Origin of the sequence: Staphylococcus sp. 17KM0847, from assembly GCF_013463155.1 — a bacterium.
In the GTDB taxonomy this organism is placed as follows: Bacteria; Bacillota; Bacilli; order Staphylococcales; family Staphylococcaceae; genus Staphylococcus.
This window is the reverse complement of sequence record NZ_CP040781.1, coordinates 1,911,286-1,934,665: the sequence shown is the minus strand read 5'-3', so window position 1 is coordinate 1,934,665 and position 23,380 is coordinate 1,911,286. Positions and strand designations below refer to the sequence as shown.

11 protein-coding genes and 1 tRNA gene are annotated in these 23,380 nt (G+C 39.5%); 7 read left to right on the top strand and 5 right to left on the bottom strand.

What is annotated here, in order from left to right:
* Positions 1 to 105 precede the first annotated feature (105 nt).
* The gene (locus FGL66_RS09390) at positions 106 to 1,437 is read left to right on the top strand and encodes a sodium-dependent transporter (protein ID WP_180810517.1); all 1,332 of its coding nucleotides are present in this window, start codon (positions 106 to 108) and stop codon (positions 1,435 to 1,437) included.
* A gap of 130 nt (positions 1,438 to 1,567) precedes the next feature.
* Here the strand turns inward: FGL66_RS09390 and FGL66_RS09385 are convergent, their stop codons facing one another.
* Entirely contained in the window at positions 1,568 to 2,896 is a 1,329-nt protein-coding gene (locus FGL66_RS09385; RefSeq protein WP_180809551.1) for a carboxylesterase family protein, read from the bottom strand.
* A 155-nt stretch (positions 2,897 to 3,051) separates the two neighbouring features.
* Here FGL66_RS09385 and FGL66_RS09380 point away from each other — a divergent pair, with 155 nt between their 5' ends.
* From FGL66_RS09380 to FGL66_RS09365, 4 genes are all read left to right on the top strand, one after another.
* Positions 3,052 to 3,948 carry a PLP-dependent cysteine synthase family protein gene (locus tag FGL66_RS09380; RefSeq protein WP_180809550.1) on the top strand — a complete coding sequence of 299 codons (897 nt, stop codon included), beginning with the start codon at positions 3,052 to 3,054 and terminating at the stop codon, positions 3,946 to 3,948.
* Between the two features lie 3 nt (positions 3,949 to 3,951).
* Positions 3,952 to 5,097, top strand: a complete 1,146-nt coding sequence (locus FGL66_RS09375; protein ID WP_180809549.1) for a bifunctional cystathionine gamma-lyase/homocysteine desulfhydrase — start codon at positions 3,952 to 3,954, stop codon at positions 5,095 to 5,097.
* A 618-nt stretch (positions 5,098 to 5,715) separates the two neighbouring features.
* Complete coding sequence (locus tag FGL66_RS09370; protein WP_500862571.1) at positions 5,716 to 6,654, top strand: CHAP domain-containing protein; 939 nt, start codon at positions 5,716 to 5,718, stop codon at positions 6,652 to 6,654.
* Between the two features lie 471 nt (positions 6,655 to 7,125).
* Positions 7,126 to 17,325 carry a GA-like domain-containing protein gene (locus FGL66_RS09365; RefSeq protein WP_180809547.1) on the top strand — a complete coding sequence of 3,400 codons (10,200 nt, stop codon included), beginning with the start codon at positions 7,126 to 7,128 and terminating at the stop codon, positions 17,323 to 17,325.
* A 62-nt stretch (positions 17,326 to 17,387) separates the two neighbouring features.
* Here FGL66_RS09365 and FGL66_RS09360 read toward each other — a convergent pair whose 3' ends face one another.
* On the bottom strand, positions 17,388 to 17,660 hold the full coding sequence (locus tag FGL66_RS09360) for a hypothetical protein (protein ID WP_180809546.1): 273 nt from the start codon (positions 17,658 to 17,660) through the stop codon (positions 17,388 to 17,390).
* Positions 17,661 to 17,969: 309 nt separating this feature from the next.
* Between FGL66_RS09360 and isaB the strand changes: the two genes are divergently transcribed.
* Positions 17,970 to 18,494: an immunodominant staphylococcal antigen IsaB family protein gene (gene isaB, locus FGL66_RS09355; protein WP_180809545.1), complete on the top strand. Its 525-nt coding sequence runs from the start codon at positions 17,970 to 17,972 to the stop codon at positions 18,492 to 18,494.
* 64 nt (positions 18,495 to 18,558) lie between these two features.
* Here isaB and FGL66_RS09350 read toward each other — a convergent pair whose 3' ends face one another.
* The 3 genes from FGL66_RS09350 to FGL66_RS09340 all read right to left on the bottom strand — a co-directional run bounded on the left by FGL66_RS09350 (position 18,559) and on the right by FGL66_RS09340 (position 22,732).
* Positions 18,559 to 20,610: a Mur ligase family protein gene (locus FGL66_RS09350; protein ID WP_180809544.1), complete on the bottom strand. Its 2,052-nt coding sequence runs from the start codon at positions 20,608 to 20,610 to the stop codon at positions 18,559 to 18,561.
* A gap of 224 nt (positions 20,611 to 20,834) precedes the next feature.
* Positions 20,835 to 21,626, bottom strand: coding sequence for a YibE/F family protein (locus FGL66_RS09345; protein ID WP_180809543.1), 792 nt, complete (start codon positions 21,624 to 21,626; stop codon positions 20,835 to 20,837).
* Positions 21,623 to 22,732, bottom strand: a complete 1,110-nt coding sequence (locus FGL66_RS09340) for a YibE/F family protein (protein ID WP_258007326.1) — start codon at positions 22,730 to 22,732, stop codon at positions 21,623 to 21,625. The genes FGL66_RS09345 and FGL66_RS09340 overlap by 4 nt, the downstream gene beginning before the upstream one ends.
* A 429-nt stretch (positions 22,733 to 23,161) precedes the next feature.
* Between FGL66_RS09340 and FGL66_RS09335 the strand changes: the two genes are divergently transcribed.
* Positions 23,162 to 23,254 (top strand) — tRNA-Ser (locus FGL66_RS09335).
* Positions 23,255 to 23,380: the final 126 nt, after the last annotated feature.

Genomic DNA, 23,380 nt, shown 5'->3' with positions numbered 1-23,380 from the left:
GTTCTAAAAGGATTGTAGTTTATTGCGGTGTTCTTTATAGTATGATATAGTCCTAACAATTACTATCCAAATCACTTTAACGCTTTAACGTAGAAAGGGTGAAAAATTTTGCGGAAAGAATCACAATGGAAAACATCAACAGGATTTATATTGGCAAGTGCAGGTTCTGCCATCGGTCTTGGTGCAATGTGGAAGTTTCCATACATGGCAGGTATGTATGGTGGCGGCGCATTTTTATTGATGTTTCTAGTATTTACAATATTAGTCGGACTACCGTTACTTATAATGGAATTTATTGTGGGGAAGGTAGGACGTACATATACAACAGAGATTTATAGTAAACTTACAGGAAAGAAATGGCTTAATATTATCGGTTGGAATGGGAACATTGCCGTTTTTGTGTTATTTGGTTTTTATAGTGTTATTGGTGGTTGGATTGTCATTTATATCGGCATAGTATTAATGCAATTATTACATGTTTTGCCATCTGGTTTGAAAGATATTCAGTTTGAGCAGATTATTAGCAACCCTGTTTATACGATTATGGGGCAGTTTATTTTTATTGGCTTAACATGTGTCATCGTGATGTTAGGCGTACAAAAAGGACTGGAAAAAGCATCGAAAATTATGATTCCGCTACTTTTTATCTTTTTACTTGTCATTGTCGCAAAGGCATTGTCATTGGAAGGTGCAATGGAAGGTGTACGTTATTTAATGCAACCCCGTGTAAGTGATATTACGATGGAGTCTATGCTTTTTGCGCTCGGTCAATCTTTCTTTGCACTATCACTAGGTACGACAGGTATGATTACATATGCCAGTTATGCTTCTAAAGAAATGACGATTAAATCCTCAGCGCTCACTATTGTTGTGATGAATATTTTCATCTCTGTCTTAGCTGGGTTAGCTATCTTTCCAGCATTACAAGCATTTGGATATGAACCCACAGAAGGACCGGGGTTACTGTTCAAAGTACTTCCATTAGTATTTGCGAAAATGCAATTTGGGACACTGTTTTATGTCATTTTTCTAGTGTTATTTTTATTTGCAGCTTTAACATCTTCAATTTCATTGCTAGAATTAAATGTTTCGAATTTAACGCGTAATGATAATGCTAAGCGCTCACGTGTTGCATTGTTAACAAGTTTTGCCGTACTAATCATTAGTATTCCAGCTATGTTATCGTTTGGATCATTAAGCCATATACAGTTTGGTGCAGGTACAATATTTGATAATATGGACTTCTTAGTATCTAATTTATTGATGCCACTCGGTGCGCTTGCGACAACATTGGTTGTTGGTCAACTTCTTGATAAGGATTTACTTATACAGGGATTTGGTCGAGATACATTTAAGTTGTTTTATCCATGGTACATACTCATTAAATTCATATTACCTTTCGTTATTTTAGCAGTATTCATTTTACAATTGATATAGTGTCGCTATCAATTATTAAAGTCATTCGGGAGCGGGACAGAAAGCGCGTTTTTGCCAAAAGCTTTCTTAGTCTCACTCCCGATAATTATATGGTGTGCAGTTATAAAGTGTGAGAGTATACATCACGTTTTTATTTGTAATCCATATGTTTATTTGGTAATTCGCTATGGTAGACAAAGTAGGTGAGGTCTGCAATCATATGTTGGCTGAGTTGTTGAATATGTGGTGTAATAGGAACGCCATGGCTTTCTAGAATATCAAGACGACCGAACCAAAATAGAACGTCTAAAATATGATAAGCGCTACGAAAATCAGGATGTAATGGATATGACCAAGAGAAAGTATATGTGTAAATATTTTGAGTGTGATTTAAGTGATTGATATATTTTTGCAACGGCTCATGAAAATAATGTTTTGTAATATAGTCACGTTGTTGTTGCGCAGTTTGAATATCCATTAAGTTTGGTACATTTAGCCCTGCACGTTCAGTGATACGCTGAAATTGTTGAGGGGCTAATTTTTTATGTTCATTTTTGATATAGATGTCACCTTCTGAGGTTGTTACACCGATAAAGGTTGGGAGCGTGTAAACAGATGTCTTATCCAGTAATAGAATAGGTTGATAGAGTAACTCTAATCCTTTTGATTTGCCGTATTGTTGTTGATGTTTTGTCATTAATTTTAAAATGTCTTCGCTGCATAAGTCTTGCCATTGTATATCTGGGAATAGCGCATCTTTGAGTGCTTGAAATTCATGGGCTTTATACTGACCATCGTGTGGTGTGTCAGGTTGAAGAATGCCACTTAACATAACCGCATTGTGAATAAGGTGTGATGTTTCGGAAGATTGGAGTAATGCTTGAACACTCATTGCACCTGCAGATTGTCCCATTAATGTAATACGAGAGGGATCGCCACCAAATGCAGCAATATGATGATGAATCCAATGTAAAGCACATTGTTGATCGGATAATCCGTTATTCTTATCCCACTCAGGATGAATTGCAGACCAATCAAGAAATCCAAGTGCGCCGAGCCGATAGTTACATGTCACCACAATGACAGGTGCCTGTTTGACAATCATTTCTCCTTGATAAAGGTATTGTGCACTATGACCATTGACGAAACTTCCACCATACAAATATAAGATAACAGGTAGAAGATTATCATTCGGTTTGATATGTGGGCGCCAAATATTCAGTGTTAGACAGTCTTCGTGCTGTGAATGAGTGAGATGTTGAATTGAGAAAAAGTTTTCAAGTGTGTTAAAAGGCTGAATAGGTATCGCACCAAACTGCGTCGCATCTAACTCACTTGACCAAGGTTGATCAATAGGTTGAGCGTGTTTAAAGCGCAATGAACCTAAAGGTGGTTGTGCATAAGGAATGCCTTTAAAGACGTCATAATCGTTTTGTCGTTGACCGCGAATGGAACCGAGTGATGTATGAATAACAACCATTTTTTAGCTCCTCTATTTCTTATTGAGATGGATATTACTTTATGTACATTTATTGTAACGATGACGTAAAGATTGTGCAGTATTTTTGAATTGAATTTATAAAAAATATAACTTATAATTCTTATTGAGAAACTAGGGTTTAAGGAGTGCACAATTTGAACACGATAGATTTGATTGGTCATACCCCATTGGTACAGTTGCAACATTATAGTACAGATACAGTAAAAATTTATGCAAAGCTCGAAATGTATAATCCCGGTGGCAGTATCAAAGATCGCCTCGGTAAATACTTGATTGAAAATGGTATTGCACAAGGTCAGCTGAAACGAGGAGGTCAACTTGTCGAAGCGACGGCAGGGAACACAGGTATAGGTCTAGCTCTTGTTGCAACATACTACAATGTGGACTGTGTTATTTTTGCTCCAGAAGGTTTTGCAGAAGAAAAAATTGAAATTATGCGTGTACTGGGGGCAACGATTTATCGAACACCTAAGGCAGAAGGGATGATAGGTGCTCGTCGTCAGGCGCAACAATATGCACAAACACATGGAGCATATTATACAAACCAATTTGAAACGTTGGATAATCCTGCTGCTTATAAAGACACCCTTGCACAAGAATTAATAGAAGCAGTCCCCACCTTTGACTATTTTGTAGCAGGTGCTGGGTCAGGAGGTACATTTTCAGGTGTTGCAGAGGTATTGCAACGATATGGTGTGAAATCAGTAGTCGTTGAACCCACTGGCTCAATTTTAAGTGGTAGTGAGAAGGGCAAGCATGATACGGAAGGCATCGGTGTTGAAGAATGGCCCGTGTTTCTGGATGCATCATTGATTCATGAAGTTCAAGTTGTTTCGGACGATATTGCTTTTCATCATGTGCGCGATTTAGCAAAATATGAAGGATTACTCGTTGGCAGTTCTTCCGGTGCAGCGTTAGAAGGTGCACTACGCATTGCTAAAAAGATTGATCAAGGCAATATTATTGTTATATTTCCAGATGGTAGTGATCGTTATATGTCAAAACAAATTTTTCGATATGGAGGCGTTTAAGTTATGAATAAGAAAACATTATTGATTCACGGAGGTCAAACGACAGACCCATATACAGGAGCTGTGACAACACCTATTTATCAAACGAGTACCTACGAACAAGATGGTATCGGTACTTTAAGACAAGGTTATGAGTATTCTCGAACAGCCAACCCAACACGTACAGCATTAGAATCTGTGATTGCTGACTTAGAACACGGAACACATGGATTTGCCTTTGGTTCTGGTATGGCGGCGATTAGTGCAGTGATAATGTTGCTTGATCAGGGAGATCATATTATTGTCGGGTCAGATGTATACGGTGGAACATATCGAGCAATGACGAAAGTATTTGAACGCTACGGTATTACATTTGACTTTGTGAATACAACAGAATTACAAAATATTAGTGATAAAATTAATGACAATACCAAAATGATTTTTATTGAAACGCCGTCTAATCCATTGTTGCGTGTAACGGATATCCAAGCGGTGAGTGCATTAGCACATCAACATCAATTGTTGACAGTCGTTGATAATACGTTTATGACACCATACTTTCAAACTCCTCTTACTTTAGGAGCGGATATTGTTGTTCATTCTGCAACAAAATATTTAGGGGGACATAGCGATGTGGTTGCAGGACTAGTTGCAGTGGTCGATGAAGCATTAGCTGCACGTATTGCATTTATTCAAAATTCCACAGGTGGTGTATTGGGACCACAAGATAGTTATTTACTGGCACGAGGTATGAAAACATTAGGTTTACGGTTAGATCAAATTGAGAAAAATGCACTAGCAGTTGTGTCAATGTTGCAAAAGCATCCTAATGTCGTGAAAGTTTATCACCCGAGTCAAAAAGACCACTTGAACTATGAAGTACATCAAAAACAAGCGGAGGGCACACCAGGTATTGTGTCCTTTGAAGTGGCGAATGTTGAACAAGCAAAAGCTCTTGTTACAAAAACGCAATATTTTACACTTGCAGAAAGTCTAGGAGCTGTTGAAAGTTTGATCTCTGTGCCAAGCTTAATGACACATGCCTCTATCCCTGCAGATGTACGCGCTAAAGAAGGCATTGCAGACGGCTTAGTTCGTCTTTCATTAGGTATTGAAGATACTGAAGACCTCGTCACAGACTTACAACAAGCATTAGATACACTTGCATAGTATTCGTAAAACATAAATTAGTGAGCGAGATAGCAAGCTTGTTGTTGTGGAAGTTTTCTCATGTTCTAGCTCTTATTAATACTTATTCATGTTTTAAAGCGACACCCTACACGGTTGTCGCTTATTTTTTATGGGTCATATAGAGAAACAGTACTTTTTTAACAAAGTGATGTTATGAAAGGTCTCAATAAATATCGATATAACACAATGATTTTTAATGTGTATGTTTTTAATTCGAGTGGGTTATGCGCTTCATGTAAAAAAAGAGCATTATATCGCAACGTTTGTAATGATAATGTTATATAGAATATATATATTTTCAAAAAGTTTAAGTGTATAATGTTAAAATGTATGGAAAGTGAACCAGTAATTAAGGAGGAAGAGAACGTGCGTAAAAAAGTAATCGCAGCTGTTGTAGGTACATCAGCTATTGCCACAGTTGCAGCAACTGCTGACGTAGAAGCCGCAACGTATCGTGTACAGGCAGGCGACTCTTTATGGTCAATCGCTACAAAATATAATATATCTATCGCGCAGCTGAAATCATTAAATAACCTGAACTCGAATTTGATTTTTCCGAATCAAGTGTTGAATGTATCGGGGCGTAGTCATACAGCAGTGCGTAACACGAATAATACAACAGCAAGACATACATATACCGTACAGGCAGGCGATTCATTATCGTCAATTGCCTCAAAATATGGCACAACGTATCAAAACATTATGCGTTTAAATGGTTTGAATAGCTTTTTGATTCATCCAGGTCAAACATTGAGAATCAGTGGCACAGCAACAACTAATAATACTGCAACAAATACGACAACAAATAGTGGGAATACAACATATTATACCGTCCAAGCCGGAGATTCATTAGGCTTAATAGCTTCAAAATATGGCACAACGTATCAAAACATTATGAACTTAAATGGATTAAATAGCTTTTTGATTCATCCAGGTCAAAAATTAAAAGTAAGCGGTACAGCCACAACGTATAACGCCACAACAAATACAACAGTACGTAGTGGGAATACAACATATTATACGGTTCAAGCTGGAGATTCATTAGGCTTAATTGCCTCAAAATATGGCACAACGTATCAAAATATTATGAACTTAAATGGTTTAAGTAGCTTTTTGATTCATCCGGGTCAAAAATTGAAAGTAAGTGGTACAGCCGTATCGTCACAAAATACAACAAGTAATACTTATACGTCGCCATCGTTTAACCATTCGAACCGTTATGCTTGGGGACAATGTACATGGCATGTTTTTAATAAACGTCAAGCAGCGGGGCGTCCGATTAGTACATATTGGTGGAATGCTAATGTATGGGATGATAATGCAGCGAGAGATGGTTATACAATTACTAACCGTCCAGCAGTAGGGTCAATCTTACAATCAGACCTTGGCTATTATGGTCACGTTGCATATGTTGAGCGTATTAACAGTGACGGGAGTATATTAGTATCAGAAATGAACTTTAGCGCAGGACCGGGTGTTTTAACATACCGAACAGTACCAAGCTATAACGTAGCATCATTTAAATACATTCATTAGAACTTAGATATAAAATAAAAAAGAGTGCAGGACAATTGTTCTGTCTCTTTTTTATTTTTGGTAGAATAGACGTAAGTATTTGATTTATAAATGGCTATATTGCGATATCAGTTAAAGCGTTTTTAAATTTATCACCTGTTTTGCAGGATGTATTATATGATTTTTACAGATAATATGAATATTTTGAATAAATGGAGATGCTTTTATGACATATGAGTGAACAATTATTTTCAATGTGCGAATCCACTATACGTTGTGCCCAATTTTATAGTAATATTGTGTAACTACATGTCGAATGACATGAATAGTTATTTCTAAAATGTTATTTTTTGTATGTTATTTGCAGTGTTTTATCATCTACGTTTTTTTCCTCATATCCGTATTTCAACTACTAAATCTCATTTTTTAATTAAAATTCATGTATGGAGTATGTTATTTTCAAAAAACTAAAGTAAAAACTTGGAGGTCTATATGAGTAACAAATTTGATTTTATTCCTAATAGATTAAATAAATATGCTATCAGAAAATTGTCGTTAGGTACGGCATCATTACTTGTTGGTGCAACGCTTGTTTTTGGCATAGGTCAAGAAGCCCAAGCATCTGAACAAGAAACACAACAACAACAAGGTACAGATGAAACATCGACACCGAATACAGATGAAACACCAACAACAGAACCTGTACAAGAAACGGAGAAAACGGTTGATAGTAGTGTTATCGATGACACAGAAGAATCAGTGACAAACGAAAAAGTATCGGAACAAACTACAACAGAACAGACGCAAGATAAACCGGTTGAAGCAGAACCACAGATAGATTCTGAACAAACAGCTCCTGAACAAAGTGAAGAAAGCGTAGAGTCACCAGTAGCAGAAGTTCAAAATGAAGAGACATCAAAAGCAAAAACAACTGTGCCTGAAACAGACGCAATTGAAAAACTTGAAACACCAGAACCGACTTCAACGTCAGAACAACTTATAGAAACAAATGATAATACGGTACAAGAGCATAAGATACAAGACACGACACCTCAACTATCAAAAGTGAGCAGTGTGGATGCGCAACCAACAGAAGCACCATCAACACTTTATGATGCTGCTGAACAACTCGCAGAAGAAATGGAAAAAGACACGCCATATGCGGTATTTTCGACACGTAGTCTCTCAGGTATGGCAGTGAGAAGTGCAAATACATCGACGAGAGCAGCAGTAACAGGTACTGACACATATACAGGAAAAATTTATGATTACACAGGAGATTTAGTACAAAAGGTAGATGATCCGTCTATAACACTTGCTCCAGAAGAGATCAATTTTTCTCCAAGATTTGTGCAGGGGAAAAGTAAGTCTTATGCATTTTTAATTAATGGTTCAGACACAGTTCAAAGTAAATCACTTGCTGTCAACAATGGAGGAACTATTGTAGCGTATAAAGGAAACTTTATTACGTTGAATAACACAACACCAGAAGCATATGTGTATTTTAGCAATATCGGTTCTTCTAATGGTCATTTGATTGACGCACTCGTAAAAGTAACAATGATTCCGTCAGAAGCAGGCGACCGTGATAATACACGTTACTTTTTAACATCGGGTACAGACGTGTTGTCTATCGCATCAAGAAATGGTGGGGGTGCATCAGCAGAGATCACATTTTTAAACCATCAAGACCAATCAACATTTGATAATTTTTATAATACCGTTCAAGGTGGAAGCATGTCTAAAGCAGATTTATTAGCAGGCTTGGATGCGCTTAAAGGAGAACGTGAAGCAGTCAATGGATTATTGAATGTTTATGACTTAGATGATTATTCGAGCAGTAAAACCAATGAAACACGTAAGTCGATTACTTTCGACCGTGCAGATATTAGTAAACTTTATATTAGTGATGAAAACAGACAACAAGCAACAGCTTTAATGGAGTTGACTGAAGATAAAATCACACTCACTTCCGGTCCAGATGGAAAAGGTGCAACTTATGATAATAATAAACGTGTAACTGTTGAATTCCAAAATACAGAGCAACTGAACTACACGATTACAGGTACAGGGGCAAGTGGTCCAGCATTTGATGTTAAAGGGTTACTCTTACTACCGATCCCACCTTATTTAGTAGAAGAAGTTGAAAATCCGACAGAAGGTGACGGACAAGTTAAACTCGTCCAAACTGTTCCAAGTCGTACAGTGAGTAAACCTGCAACATTGCCGTCAACAATTACAATGGGTGTTCAATTACCACAAGACATCACAGTAACATTAAACGAAAGCAGAACATCAAAATTTACAATTGATCAGAGTGTCAGCACTTCTAATAATATTGTAATCGTACCGGGACAAAAGGGTGTTGAAAACCTTAATATCTTAAAACAATCAACAACATACGATAATATTTATGAATTACCGTTGACATTGACACACGGCTTAACCGTGACAGATATTGAGGATAATACTGAAAAGTGGCAAAGACTTAAAAGCTATTATGATGCAGAAAATGAAAAGTTAGAAGTTCCTGTAACATGGACTTTTAATAACGGCACAACGTCATGGGATAACTTGCAGACAGATAAACCGACAGTGTCTTTATCGTTGTCAGAAGATGTGAAAGCAGCGATCAAGTCGGGTGAATCAGCAGAGCAAGTACAACAAGCACAATTAGCTGTTGAAGAGGCAAAACGTGCAGATCAAGCAGCGAAAGAGGCTTTATCGCAAGCACAAACAGATCAGTTGATTACACAGGCAGAACATGATGCTTTACTGAAAGCGCAAGAAACAGCTGAACAGAAGAAAGCTGAAGCCGAACGACAAGTTGCTGCACTCCCAGAGCAACAAAGAGGTACAATGCCACAGGAGTTAGAAGCATTAACTGGTATAGATGTACCAGCAGTAAATGATGCGAATAACAATAATATCGCGGATGCAGAAGACTTAGCAAAAGCGACAGAGGCAGTAAAGAAGGCGGAAGAAGCCAAAGCGGAAGCAGAAGCTACATTAGCTAAAGTGAAAGAAAATGGCGTTGTAACACCAGAGGAACAAGCGGAAGTAGAAGCAGCGAATGAAGTATTAAAGACAGCGAAAGAAACAGCGCAAGCGTTGGTGAACGAAGTACCAGAAGGTACAAAAGGCAAGCAAGACTTAGTAGATCGCTTAGCAGAAGTGACTGAGGTTACGGTACCAGCAGTAAATGATGCGAATAACAATGGCATCGCAGATGAAGTGGATGCGAAGCTAGCAGAAGCGAAAAAAGCCGTAGAGGAAGCAGAAGCAGCGGAAAAAGCAGCAGAAGCGAAATTAGCGGAAGTAACTGAAGGTGGCATTGTAACGGCAGCAGAAAAAGCGGAAGTAGAAGCAGAGAATGCGAAAGTGACAGCAGCGAAAGAAGCGGCGCAAGCGTTGGTTGACGAAGTACCAGAAGGTACAAAAGGCAAGCAAGACTTAGTAGATCGCTTAGCGGAAGTGAACCCAGTTGAGGTACCAGCAGTAAATGATGCGGATAACAATGGCATCGCAGATGAAGTGGATGCGAAGCTAGCAGAAGCGAAAAAAGCCGTAGAGGAAGCAGAAGCAGCGGAAAAAGCAGCAGAAGCGAAATTAGCGGAAGTAACTGAAGGTGGCATTGTAACGGCAGCAGAAAAAGCGGAAGTAGAAGCAGAGAATGCGAAAGTGACAGCAGCGAAAGAAGCGGCGCAAGCGTTGGTTGACGAAGTACCAGAAGGTACAAAAGGCAAGCAAGACTTAGTAGATCGCTTAGCGGAAGTGAACCCAGTTGAGGTACCAGCAGTAAATGATGCGGATAACAATGGCATCGCAGATGAAGTGGATGCGAAGCTAGCAGAAGCGAAAAAAGCCGTAGAGGAAGCAGAAGCAGCGGAAAAAGCAGCAGAAGCGAAATTAGCGGAAGTAAACAAAGATGGTATTGTAACGGAAGCCGAAAAAGCGGAAATAGAAGCAGAGAATGCGAAAGTGACAGCAGCGAAAGAAGCGGCGCAAGCGTTGGTTGACGAAGTACCAGAAGGTACAAAAGGCAAGCAAGACTTAGTAGATCGCTTAGCGGAAGTGAACCCAGTTGAGGTACCAGCAGTAAATGATGCGGATAACAATGGCATCGCAGATGAAGTGGATGCGAAGCTAGCAGAAGCGAAAAAAGCCGTAGAGGAAGCAGAAGCAGCGGAAAAAGCAGCAGAAGCGAAATTAGCGGAAGTAACTGAAGGTGGCATTGTAACGGCAGCAGAAAAAGCGGAAATAGAAGCAGAGAATGCGAAAGTGACAGCAGCGAAAGAAGCAGCGCAAGCGTTGGTTGACGAAGTACCAGAAGGTACAAAAGGCAAGCAAGACTTAGTAGATCGCTTAGCAGAAGTGAACTCAGTTGAGGTACCAGCAGTAAATGATGCGAATAACAATGGCATCGCAGATGAAGTGGATGCGAAGTTAGCAGAAGCGAAAAAAGCCGTAGAGGAAGCAGAAGCAGCGGAAAAAGCAGCAGAAGCGAAATTAGCGGAAGTAACTGAAGGTGGCATTGTAACGGCAGCAGAAAAAGCGGAAGTAGAAGCAGAGAATGCGAAAGTGACAGCAGCGAAAGAAGCAGCGCAAGCGTTGGTTGACGAAGTACCAGAAGGTACAAAAGGCAAGCAAGACTTAGTAGATCGCTTAGCAGAAGTGAACCCAGTTGAGGTACCAGCAGTAAATGATGCGGATAACAATGGTATCGCAGATGAAGTGGATGCGAAGCTAGCAGAAGCGACAACAGCCGTAGAGGAAGCAGAAGCAGCGGAAAAAGCAGCAGAAGCGAAATTAGCGGAAGTAAACAAAGATGGTATTGTAACGGAAGCCGAAAAAGCGGAAATAGAAGCAGAGAATGCGAAAGTGACAGCAGCGAAAGAAGCAGCGCAAGCGTTGGTTGACGAAGTACCAGAAGGTACAAAAGGCAAGCAAGACTTAGTAGATCGCTTAGCAGAAGTGAACCCAGTTGAGGTACCAGCAGTAAATGATGCGGATAACAATGGTATCGCAGATGAAGTGGATGCGAAGCTAGCAGAAGCGACAACAGCCGTAGAGGAAGCAGAAGCAGCGGAAAAAGCAGCAGAAGCGAAATTAGCGGAAGTAAACAAAGATGGTATTGTAACGGAAGCCGAAAAAGCGGAAATAGAAGCAGAGAATGCGAAAGTGACAGCAGCGAAAGAAGCAGCGCAAGCGTTGGTTGACGAAGTACCAGAAGGTACAAAAGGCAAGCAAGACTTAGTAGATCGCTTAGCAGAAGTGAACCCAGTTGAGGTACCAGCAGTAAATGATGCGGATAACAATGGTATCGCAGATGAAGTGGATGCGAAGCTAGCAGAAGCGACAACAGCCGTAGAGGAAGCAGAAGCAGCGGAAAAAGCAGCAGAAGCAAAATTAGCGGAAGTAAACAAAGATGGTATTGTAACGGAAGCCGAAAAAGCGGAAATAGAAGCAGAGAATGCGAAAGTGACAGCAGCGAAAGAAGCAGCGCAAGCGTTGGTTGACGAAGTACCAGAAGGTACAAAAGGCAAGCAAGACTTAGTAGATCGCTTAGCAGAAGTGAACCCAGTTGAGGTACCAGCAGTAAATGATGCGGATAACAATGGTATCGCAGATGAAGTGGATGCGAAGCTAGCAGAAGCGACAACAGCCGTAGAGGAAGCAGAAGCAGCGGAAAAAGCAGCAGAAGCGAAATTAGCGGAAGTAAACAAAGATGGTATTGTAACGGAAGCCGAAAAAGCGGAAATAGAAGCAGAGAATGCGAAAGTGACAGCAGCGAAAGAAGCAGCGCAAGCGTTGGTTGACGAAGTACCAGAAGGTACAAAAGGCAAGCAAGACTTAGTAGATCGCTTAGCAGAAGTGAACCCAGTTGAGGTACCAGCAGTAAATGATGCGGATAACAATGGTATCGCAGATGAAGTGGATGCGAAGCTAGCAGAAGCGACAACAGCCGTAGAGGAAGCAGAAGCAGCGGAAAAAGCAGCAGAAGCGAAATTAGCGGAAGTAAACAAAGATGGTATTGTAACGGAAGCCGAAAAAGCGGAAATAGAAGCAGAGAATGCGAAAGTGACAGCAGCGAAAGAAGCAGCGCAAGCGTTGGTTGACGAAGTACCAGAAGGTACAAAAGGCAAGCAAGACTTAGTAGATCGCTTAGCAGAAGTGAACCCAGTTGAGGTACCAGCAGTAAATGATGCGGATAACAATGGTATCGCAGATGAAGTGGATGCGAAGCTAGCAGAAGCGACAACAGCCGTAGAGGAAGCAGAAGCAGCGGAAAAAGCAGCAGAAGCGAAATTAGCGGAAGTAAACAAAGATGGTATTGTAACGGAAGCCGAAAAAGCGGAAATAGAAGCAGAGAATGCGAAAGTGACAGCAGCGAAAGAAGCAGCGCAAGCGTTGGTTGACGAAGTACCAGAAGGTACAAAAGGCAAGCAAGACTTAGTAGATCGCTTAGCAGAAGTGAACCCAGTTGAGGTACCAGCAGTAAATGATGCGGATAACAATGGTATCGCAGATGAAGTGGATGCGAAGCTAGCAGAAGCGACAACAGCCGTAGAGGAAGCAGAAGCAGCGGAAAAAGCAGCAGAAGCAAAATTAGCGGAAGTAAACAAAGATGGTATTGTAACGGAAGCCGAAAAAGCGGAAATAGAAGCAGAGAATGCGAAAGTGACAGCAGCGAAAGAAGCAGCGCAAGCGTTGGTTGACGAAGTACCAGAAGGTACAAAAGGCAAGCAAGACTTAGTAGATCGCTTAGCAGAAGTGAACCCAGTTGAGGTACCAGCAGTAAATGATGCGGATAACAATGGTATCGCAGATGAAGTGGATGCGAAGCTAGCAGAAGCGACAACAGCCGTAGAGGAAGCAGAAGCAGCGGAAAAAGCAGCAGAAGCGAAATTAGCGGAAGTAAACAAAGATGGTATTGTAACGGAAGCCGAAAAAGCGGAAATAGAAGCAGAGAATGCGAAAGTGACAGCAGCGAAAAAAGCAGCTGAAACAGCATTAGCAGAAGTACCAGAAGGTACAGAAGGCAAACAAAAGTTAGTAGATCGCTTAGCGGAAGTGAACCCAGTTGAGGTACCAGCAGTAAATGATGCGGATAACAATGGTATCGCAGATGAAGTGGATGCGAAGTTAGCAGAAGCGACAACAGCTGTAGAGGCAGCAGAAGCAGCGGAAAAAGCAGCAGAAGCGAAATTAGCGGAAGTAACTGAAGGTGGCATTGTAACGGCAGCAGAAAAAGCGGAAGTAGAAGCAGAGAATGCGAAAGTGACAGCAGCGAAAGAAGCGGCGCAAGCGTTGGTTGACGAAGTACCAGAAGGTACAAAAGGCAAGCAAGACTTAGTAGATCGCTTAGCGGAAGTGAACCCAGTTGAGGTACCAGCAGTAAATGATGCGGATAACAATGGCATCGCAGATGAAGTGGATGCGAAGCTAGCAGAAGCGAAAAAAGCCGTAGAGGAAGCAGAAGCAGCGGAAAAAGCAGCAGAAGCGAAATTAGCGGAAGTAACTGAAGGTGGCATTGTAACGGCAGCAGAAAAAGCGGAAGTAGAAGCAGAGAATGCGAAAGTGACAGCAGCGAAAGAAGCGGCGCAAGCGTTGGTTGACGAAGTACCAGAAGGTACAAAAGGCAAGCAAGACTTAGTAGATCGCTTAGCGGAAGTGAACCCAGTTGAGGTACCAGCAGTAAATGATGCGGATAACAATGGCATCGCAGATGAAGTGGATGCGAAGCTAGCAGAAGCGAAAAAAGCCGTAGAGGAAGCAGAAGCAGCGGAAAAAGCAGCAGAAGCGAAATTAGCGGAAGTAACTGAAGGTGGCATTGTAACGGCAGCAGAAAAAGCGGAAGTAGAAGCAGAGAATGCGAAAGTGACAGCAGCGAAAGAAGCAGCGCAAGCGTTGGTTGACGAAGTACCAGAAGGTACAAAAGGCAAGCAAGACTTAGTAGATCGCTTAGCAGAAGTGAACTCAGTTGAGGTACCAGCAGTAAATGATGCGAATAACAATGGCATCGCAGATGAAGTGGATGCGAAGTTAGCAGAAGCGAAAAAAGCCGTAGAGGAAGCAGAAGCAGCGGAAAAAGCAGCAGAAGCGAAATTAGCGGAAGTAACTGAAGGTGGCATTGTAACGGCAGCAGAAAAAGCGGAAGTAGAAGCAGAGAATGCGAAAGTGACAGCAGCGAAAGAAGCAGCGCAAGCGTTGGTTGACGAAGTACCAGAAGGTACAAAAGGCAAGCAAGACTTAGTAGATCGCTTAGCAGAAGTGAACCCAGTTGAGGTACCAGCAGTAAATGATGCGGATAACAATGGTATCGCAGATGAAGTGGATGCGAAGCTAGCAGAAGCGACAACAGCCGTAGAGGAAGCAGAAGCAGCGGAAAAAGCAGCAGAAGCGAAATTAGCGGAAGTAAACAAAGATGGTATTGTAACGGAAGCCGAAAAAGCGGAAATAGAAGCAGAGAATGCGAAAGTGACAGCAGCGAAAGAAGCAGCGCAAGCGTTGGTTGACGAAGTACCAGAAGGTACAAAAGGCAAGCAAGACTTAGTAGATCGCTTAGCAGAAGTGAACCCAGTTGAGGTACCAGCAGTAAATGATGCGGATAACAATGGTATCGCAGATGAAGTGGATGCGAAGCTAGCAGAAGCGACAACAGCCGTAGAGGAAGCAGAAGCAGCGGAAAAAGCAGCAGAAGCGAAATTAGCGGAAGTAAACAAAGATGGTATTGTAACGGAAGCCGAAAAAGCGGAAATAGAAGCAGAGAATGCGAAAGTGACAGCAGCGAAAGAAGCAGCGCAAGCGTTGGTTGACGAAGTACCAGAAGGTACAAAAGGCAAGCAAGACTTAGTAGATCGCTTAGCAGAAGTGAACCCAGTTGAGGTACCAGCAGTAAATGATGCGGATAACAATGGTATCGCAGATGAAGTGGATGCGAAGCTAGCAGAAGCGACAACAGCCGTAGAGGAAGCAGAAGCAGCGGAAAAAGCAGCAGAAGCAAAATTAGCGGAAGTAAACAAAGATGGTATTGTAACGGAAGCAGAAAAAGCGGAAGTAGAAGCAGAGAATGCGAAAGTGACAGCAGCGAAAGAAGCAGCGCAAGCGTTGGTTGACGAAGTACCAGAAGGTACAAAAGGCAAGCAAGACTTAGTAGATCGCTTAGCAGAAGTGAACCCAGTTGAGGTACCAGCAGTAAATGATGCGGATAACAATGGTATCGCAGATGAAGTGGATGCGAAGCTAGCAGAAGCGACAACAGCCGTAGAGGAAGCAGAAGCAGCGGAAAAAGCAGCAGAAGCGAAATTAGCGGAAGTAAACAAAGATGGTATTGTAACGGAAGCCGAAAAAGCGGAAATAGAAGCAGAGAATGCGAAAGTGACAGCAGCGAAAGAAGCAGCGCAAGCGTTGGTTGACGAAGTACCAGAAGGTACAAAAGGCAAGCAAGACTTAGTAGATCGCTTAGCAGAAGTGAACCCAGTTGAGGTACCAGCAGTAAATGATGCGGATAACAATGGTATCGCAGATGAAGTGGATGCGAAGCTAGCAGAAGCGACAACAGCCGTAGAGGAAGCAGAAGCAGCGGAAAAAGCAGCAGAAGCAAAATTAGCGGAAGTAAACAAAGATGGTATTGTAACGGAAGCAGAAAAAGCGGAAGTAGAAGCAGAGAATGCGAAAGTGACAGCAGCGAAAAAAGCAGCTGAAACAGCATTAGCAGAAGTACCAGAAGGTACAGAAGGCAAACAAAAGTTAGTAGATCGCTTAGCGGAAGTGAACCCAGTTGAGGTACCAGCAGTAAATGATGCGGATAACAATGGTATCGCAGATGAAGTGGATGCGAAGTTAGCAGAAGCGACAACAGCTGTAGAGGCAGCAGAAGCAGCGGAAAAAGCAGCAGAAGCAAAATTAGCGGAAGTAAACAAAGATGGTATTGTAACGGAAGCAGAAAAAGCGGAAATAGAAGCAGAGAATGCGAAAGTGACAGCAGCGAAAAAAGCAGCTGAAACAGCGTTAGCAGAAGTACCAGAAGGTACAGAAGGCAAACAAAACTTAGTAGATCGCTTAGCGGAAGTGACCCCAGTTGAGGTACCAGCAGTAAATGATGCGAATAACAATGGCATCTTAGATACAGAAGATTTAGCATCAGCAGAAATGGCAGTAGAGGAAGCAAAAGTCGCAGATCAAGCAGCCAAAGAAGCATTAGCAAAAGCTAATGAAGATAAAGTAATTACGCCAGAAGAACGTACACAATTAATTAAATTACTTGAAGAGGCAAAAGCTAAGAAAGCTAAAGCACAGGCTCTAGTAGATGCCCTACCAAAGCATCAACAGTCCGAGTTGCGTAAAGTGCTTGAAAAGCTTAATGGCATTGTCATTCCAGAGGTGACACCAATGTCAAGTGATGATATGAAAGACAATCAACAAGTTACGCCAACACCAAAAGAGAATGTACAACAAGATCAAGCGATGGACGGTAATTCAGACGTAAGCATGCCAAAACAACAGGAACAATCAGTTGAGACTAAAGATAAAAATATGGCTTTTGAAAAGCAAAAAAGTTCAAATACGCAGACTTTACCTAACACAGGTGAAGTACCATCAAGTACAACATTATTTGGAAGCTTGATTGCTGGTTTAGGTGCAATTTTCTTATTCAGAAGACGTAAGGATCAGTCCGAAAAAGAATAATATTCAAAAAAGAAAGCAGTAGAAGCCTAATAAAAGGTTTCTGCTGCTTTTTTTAAAGATAATTATTCGTTATGAATTGATTTGAATTTGTCTATTTGTGCCAAGAGTTGGCGGCTTAATGAAAACAGAGACCATGCTTTGATCATCTTGTTTTTAGCACCTAGTGATAGATAAAAGTCTAATAAAATATCAGCAATGCCAATGCTTAAAGAGGCATAACTTAATTTTTTATTTTTAGACTGATATGCATACTTGTTATAGCCATCTATTGCAATTGTTGTACCTGATAATAATGTTGACAGAAAACTAAGTCGCTTGTTTGATTTTTTAGCCATAAATGCATCGCTCCTTATATATAATGTATGATTTATAGTATATCATAGATGTTATTTTAAATATGGATTCTCCTCTGTTTATGACTAGATATGCAATATTAATGACGTCTTGAGGAGTCAGAAGTGCATTTTTTTGAAGAGCGTGATACGATTAGTATACGGTAAAAGTTTTAAAATGTACTCAAGTATAAAATAGATTAAATGTATGATTTGATAGTTGTGGTAGAGAGACTGACTGCCGTTATGGATATGATTTTGTCTGATAGTCTTTGAGAAGATGAATGATAAAATTTTGAGGAGTGAACAATCATGAAAAAATACGTTAAAGTTTTAGTAGCTACAGGTTTATCAGCAGGAGTCTTGCTAGGTACAGTAGCAACTTCGAATGCAGTTGATGGAACCGCACAAGCAGCAAAAGAAATGAAAAAACCATATTACAGTTATAAAGGTGTTTTTAACCATAAATCAAATGATGCATTAAAAGATAAGTATTTCTATCAAGCATTGAAAGCAGATAATTTTAAATATGAAGGCTTAAAAGTGGGAGAATCTACAAAAGCTGACATGGAAAAAGCATGGGGTAAAGATGTGAAGTCAGATGGTGTCGAGGGAGGTATCACGTACTATACTCAAAATGGTGTGATTTTAGGATTTGATGCCAATGACAAACTTGTTGACTTAGCATTGCGTGTGAATGAAATTAAAGACAATGAAAAAGATATAAAGGCTCATGTGAACTCAGAAGGGTTTTATGATGCGGGCATGACACAGGTGAGTTTCTTTCCGGGAGATGTCATTGTTATCACTGCTAAAGACCGAGTAGCACAACAATAAATATAATGAAGAAGGCTGATGATTGATAGAATCGTCAGCCTCTTTTTGTCCTTTTATGCACTTTTTAAAAAGAAATAAGTTGTTTGAGAGAGGATAAATCAGAATAAGATGTGAAAATAATAGTTTTGGTCTCTCCTCTAATGTAACCACTTTTATATCGATTTCCAATTAAGAAAGTATTGCGAAAACGGAACAGTTCATATTTATAGTCTTTATAAATTTGATACAAGTCATGTACTGAGAAACTTTGACGTTCTTTCACTCTAAAGCGACCAGTCAAATTAACAGATATGGAAGGATCACAGCCATATTTTTGTACAATATTTTTAATATACTTTTTTCTATTAGCAAAATTCGAAAATAAGTAGTCCGAGAGTTCGTATAAAGCGGAGGGGTGTGCTGTATGAGAAATATTATTCAACAGTTCATAAGTTGTAAATTTTGTGTGAGTCGCAAACATACCTTTATTTGTCGGCCATTTTTTAAGTGTTAATGTTTCATTTGGGATGCTTTTGTCCATTGCATATATGTAATAGAGAAGGGCACCCATACCTTCTAATGTCATTGAATCATGGGTATTTACCGACTGTTCAATAGCGTTTGTTTTGTTATCGACAATAATATAGCTTTGACCACGTCGACGCATTTCATCAAATAAGTTATTACTTTTGTAGATGTTTGTATCGTTTTTAAGAATATCAGGTAATTTTTGTGCTAATTCTGGGAATGATGTACCACTACTGGAAGATTTTAATAGTGTGATTGAGTCCGCATTGCATAAAAATTTTAAATCATTCATCATCATTTCTTTACTCGCATACCAAGTAATGTGCTTATTTTTAACTTTGTTGACTACAAAACGAAGTGCATCATCTAGGCATAGTATATAATCGGCATGAGAATTTTCTAGAACAGGTATAAGCGCTTCGTGAACCTCTTTGGATTTATGACCCAAGTCGCTAATTTGTCCAAGCGCAATAATTTTATTTCCTTGAAAGAACTTTGCTTGCGTATCAAAGGCTTTAATCGCATTAATCATAGCAGGTAATGATGCATTATGTGTATCATCAAGTAGTGTAAGTTGCTTGTCATTCTTAACGATTTGTTTCATTTTTAATATCTTTGAGAATGGACGAAAAGTATCTAAAAAGTCATTGTTTGCCTGAATATTTAAATGTTTAAGGACAAGTAGGGCAGCTAAAGTATTTGAAACCATACCAGAGCTAATGGTATTGAGTTTGTAGGTTTGTAACGTGTTATTTTCATAAATATCAAAACGGATTGCCCCTTTATCGTATGCTATCATTTCAGGTGATAAGTCAGCTGTTGAATGATTATCTATCGAATACGTGTAGACATTATTAGTGTATGATGAAGCTTGTTCAACGAGATAATCGGCAAACAAGGTATCGTGATTTATGATTGCGATACCGTTTTGAGTTAAGCCATGAAAGATTCTAGATTTTATTTTAGCGATGTCTTCGATGCTTTTAAAGGTAGAAAAATGAGCAGCACCAATTCCTGTAACGACTGCAATATCTGGGCGTAAGTAGACAGCGGTATCTTCAATATAATTAATCGCGTTTAGAGAAGTTTCAATAACTGCGAAGTCTGGATTTTTAATGAGTTTTAACATATTGATATAAATGGCAGATCTCACATTGTTATTGCCACGATTTTCTAAGACGTGATAGTTTTGAAGCAAAGCCGTTGTTAACATACGTGTTGAGCTTTTACCCATAGACCCTGTAATAGCAATCAGAGGGTTTTGATATTGATTGCGAATGTGTATGGCTAGTGTCTTGAGTGCGATAATAGAGTCTTCCACGATAATTTGTGGAATATTATAATCAGGGGCTTCTATCGCTTTTTCCGTGATAATTACACCAACCTCTTTATGAGAAAGATCGATTAAATCATTACCGTCTGGGGCATTTTTATTTCTTCCTAATTGTTTAGCCCAAGTTGTTTTATTAGGCGATATATAGGCCGTGTTTTTGGATTTAACGTGTTTAAAGATTGACTCAAAGTCATCAATCATATGGTTTTCATTATTTTTATCGATATTAACAGTATGACCATGTACAATGTCACAAATAGTTTTAAGAGATATCAAAATATACCAGCTCCTATGATTTGTTCAAACTTAATATGTAAGTCTATCAACTGTTCAGATAGGCTTTTACTATTTTACCATAGTTAATTTTAAACGCTAATATACTTTTGTAAATAATAATGAATATTATAGTGTAATAGGGTGCAGTTGGATAAAAAAGAAGATATCGAAACCTTGATCATTCAGAAAGGCTTTGACATCTTCTCTATATTATCGTTGTGTTTTTATGATTTTTTACTGGTATGTGTTGGGTCAGATGCAAGGTGAGGTTGATGAGAGATAAACCATGCTGTGACAAAGGCAGATATAGGAATACAGAGTGCAATTGCGATGCCACCGAGTAATATCGTTATAATCTCCTGAGTGAATAGCTTGGAATTGATAAAATGACCGAATGAATAGTCTAAGTTAAAAAACCAAAACAGTAGTGTTAACGAACCTCCAATAAAAGCCAGATAAATGGTCTGTGCAGAAGTTGCTAAAATCTCTCGCCCCACACGCATGCCTGATTGGAAGAGCTGCTGCTGTGTTAATAGGGGGTTAGTCTGATATAGCTCATATATAGGTGAACTAATCGTAATAGCTAAATCAATCACCGCTGCAATCACGGCTAAAATAATTGTAAAAACCATAAACTGTGTCATGTTTATACCAATATTTAAAGAAAAGATATACGTTTCATCTTGCTCCTCTGTTGTAAATCCTTGGAGATGCCCCCAATGTACAGAACTATAAATAGCTCCAATCATAATTAATGTTGTCAGAAGGCTAGCAATAAAAGCAGCGCGCGTTTTAGTGTTAAAGCCATTAAGCAAGAATAAATTGATTGCACTGAGTAAGAGGCAAAAGATAAGGGACATGACATAAATAGGAGCCCCAAATACAATAAACAGTACCGTTATGAACAATACAATAAAATTTAGAAATAATGTCAAAAATGAAATGACACCCGTCTTACCTCCGAATAAGGTCATTAATGTAAATAAAATCAGTGCTAAGATAACAATACTATTCATGTTTTAAGTACTCCTTTCCATTTATACCACAACTGCATAAATAAAATAGTCAGTGGTACAGTTAAAGCAATACCAATTCCGCCTGTGATGGCTCGAGCAATTTCTAGTGACCAATTCATTGAAATACTGTAAGTGAGTGTATTGCCATTTTTTAAGAAGAGTAACAACATGGGGAGTGCACCTGCTAAATAAGAAAATAGCAAAATATTTGTCATCGTCCCCATAATGTCTTTACCAATATTTTGTCCAGCACGTAACCATTGTGTCATAGTGATATGTGGTGTGCGTTGCAAAATTTCATACATGCCACTCGATATAGTAATCGCAACGTCCATCACAGCGCCAAGTGTTCCAACAAGAACAGAAGTTAAGAAAATCATTTTGGGCTGGACAGTCAAAAAGCTCATTGTTTCATATTTAATCCCTTGTCCACCGGTAAGTGTAATAGTAGCCCATGCAATAGCAACACAAATAAATGTTCCTAATAATGTACTAATGGTTGTCATGAATGTACGTGCATTCCAACCGATAACGAGTAAAAGTGTGAATGTAGTCGACAATACAACAGCACCACTCATTAGAAAAAATAGATGGAGCTGTGGATATTTGTGATACAAGCCTATTGCTGAGAGAATAGCAAGTGTGTTTATGAGAAGAGAAACAATAGACTGTAGACCGATACGTTGCCCTACGATGAGTAATGAAATCAGAAAGAAACTAACAATCGCTGTTACGAGTGTATCTCGCTTTTTTTCTATAATATGTGCTTCATGAGTAGAAGTGTTAAGGTGTAGTAACAGGTGATCTCCTTTTTTATAAGGTTGTGACTCAGTATGGGAACGATTATATTTATGTTCAACAACAACATATGCCCCTTTGTGTTTAGTATTAAGCAGTTGGATCGTTAATTGATCCGTATGATGTATGTCATGATTATGATGTTCATCCACTGTTTTTTGGGTTTCTTGTGCGCTTACTTTTGTGACTTCTCCGATAGGCATATGATAGAATGTCGCATTATAGCGTGTAAACAGTATAACAACAATCGCACATATAAAGCTCATAACGATAACAATATGCCATGGTTGACTGAACAGTCTACGAATCAAGTGACGTCACTCCTTTTTCTATAATAAAATAAGCGTATCTTACTCACATCGTAATAGCAATTGTAAACACTGAACGTCTATCTCAAAAATAAATGCACGGTATTAAAGTCGTTTTTAATGGATGTATATAGAAGTTTTTGAGATGTAGAATCAATCATGGTAAAAGGTAGAATTGTAAAGAGGCTTATAACAATTTTTGATTTGATTCGTCATCTTTGTTGAGGTCAACAGAGGTATTAAGGTTTTTAGTATGCCTTTCGCTATAAATATTTTGATTTCTAATCCAGCCATTACATATCCGATGTGAGTAATTCACCTTAAATGTTGTATATATTCTCAATATAACGCAATTCGCCTAAAATACTAGTGGATTATTGTTGACATTATATAGAACCTATAATATTATAGTTATTGTCTTAAATAAATGGAGGAATACCCAAGTCCGGCTGAAGGGATCGGTCTTGAAAACCGACAGGGGCTTAACGGCTCGCGGGGGTTCGAATCCCTCTTCCTCCGCCATTATAAGTAAAATCCAAGACTAAATAGATAAGAAAAGCCAAACATTTAACATCGTTGAATGCTTGGCTTTTTATTATTTGAAGTGTGTTGTGACTCAAGTCATAGCACACTTATTTTTTTACAAAT

Coding starts and splice junctions, on each gene's coding strand:
- isaB (WP_180809545.1), top strand. CDS start 17,970: ATGAAAAAATACGTTAAAGTTTTAGTAGCTACAGGTTTATCAGCAGGA.
- FGL66_RS09375 (WP_180809549.1), top strand. CDS start 3,952: ATGAATAAGAAAACATTATTGATTCACGGAGGTCAAACGACAGACCCA.
- FGL66_RS09360 (WP_180809546.1), bottom strand. CDS start 17,660: ATGGCTAAAAAATCAAACAAGCGACTTAGTTTTCTGTCAACATTATTA.
- FGL66_RS09345 (WP_180809543.1), bottom strand. CDS start 21,626: ATGAATAGTATTGTTATCTTAGCACTGATTTTATTTACATTAATGACC.
- FGL66_RS09365 (WP_180809547.1), top strand. CDS start 7,126: ATGAGTAACAAATTTGATTTTATTCCTAATAGATTAAATAAATATGCT.
- FGL66_RS09385 (WP_180809551.1), bottom strand. CDS start 2,896: ATGGTTGTTATTCATACATCACTCGGTTCCATTCGCGGTCAACGACAA.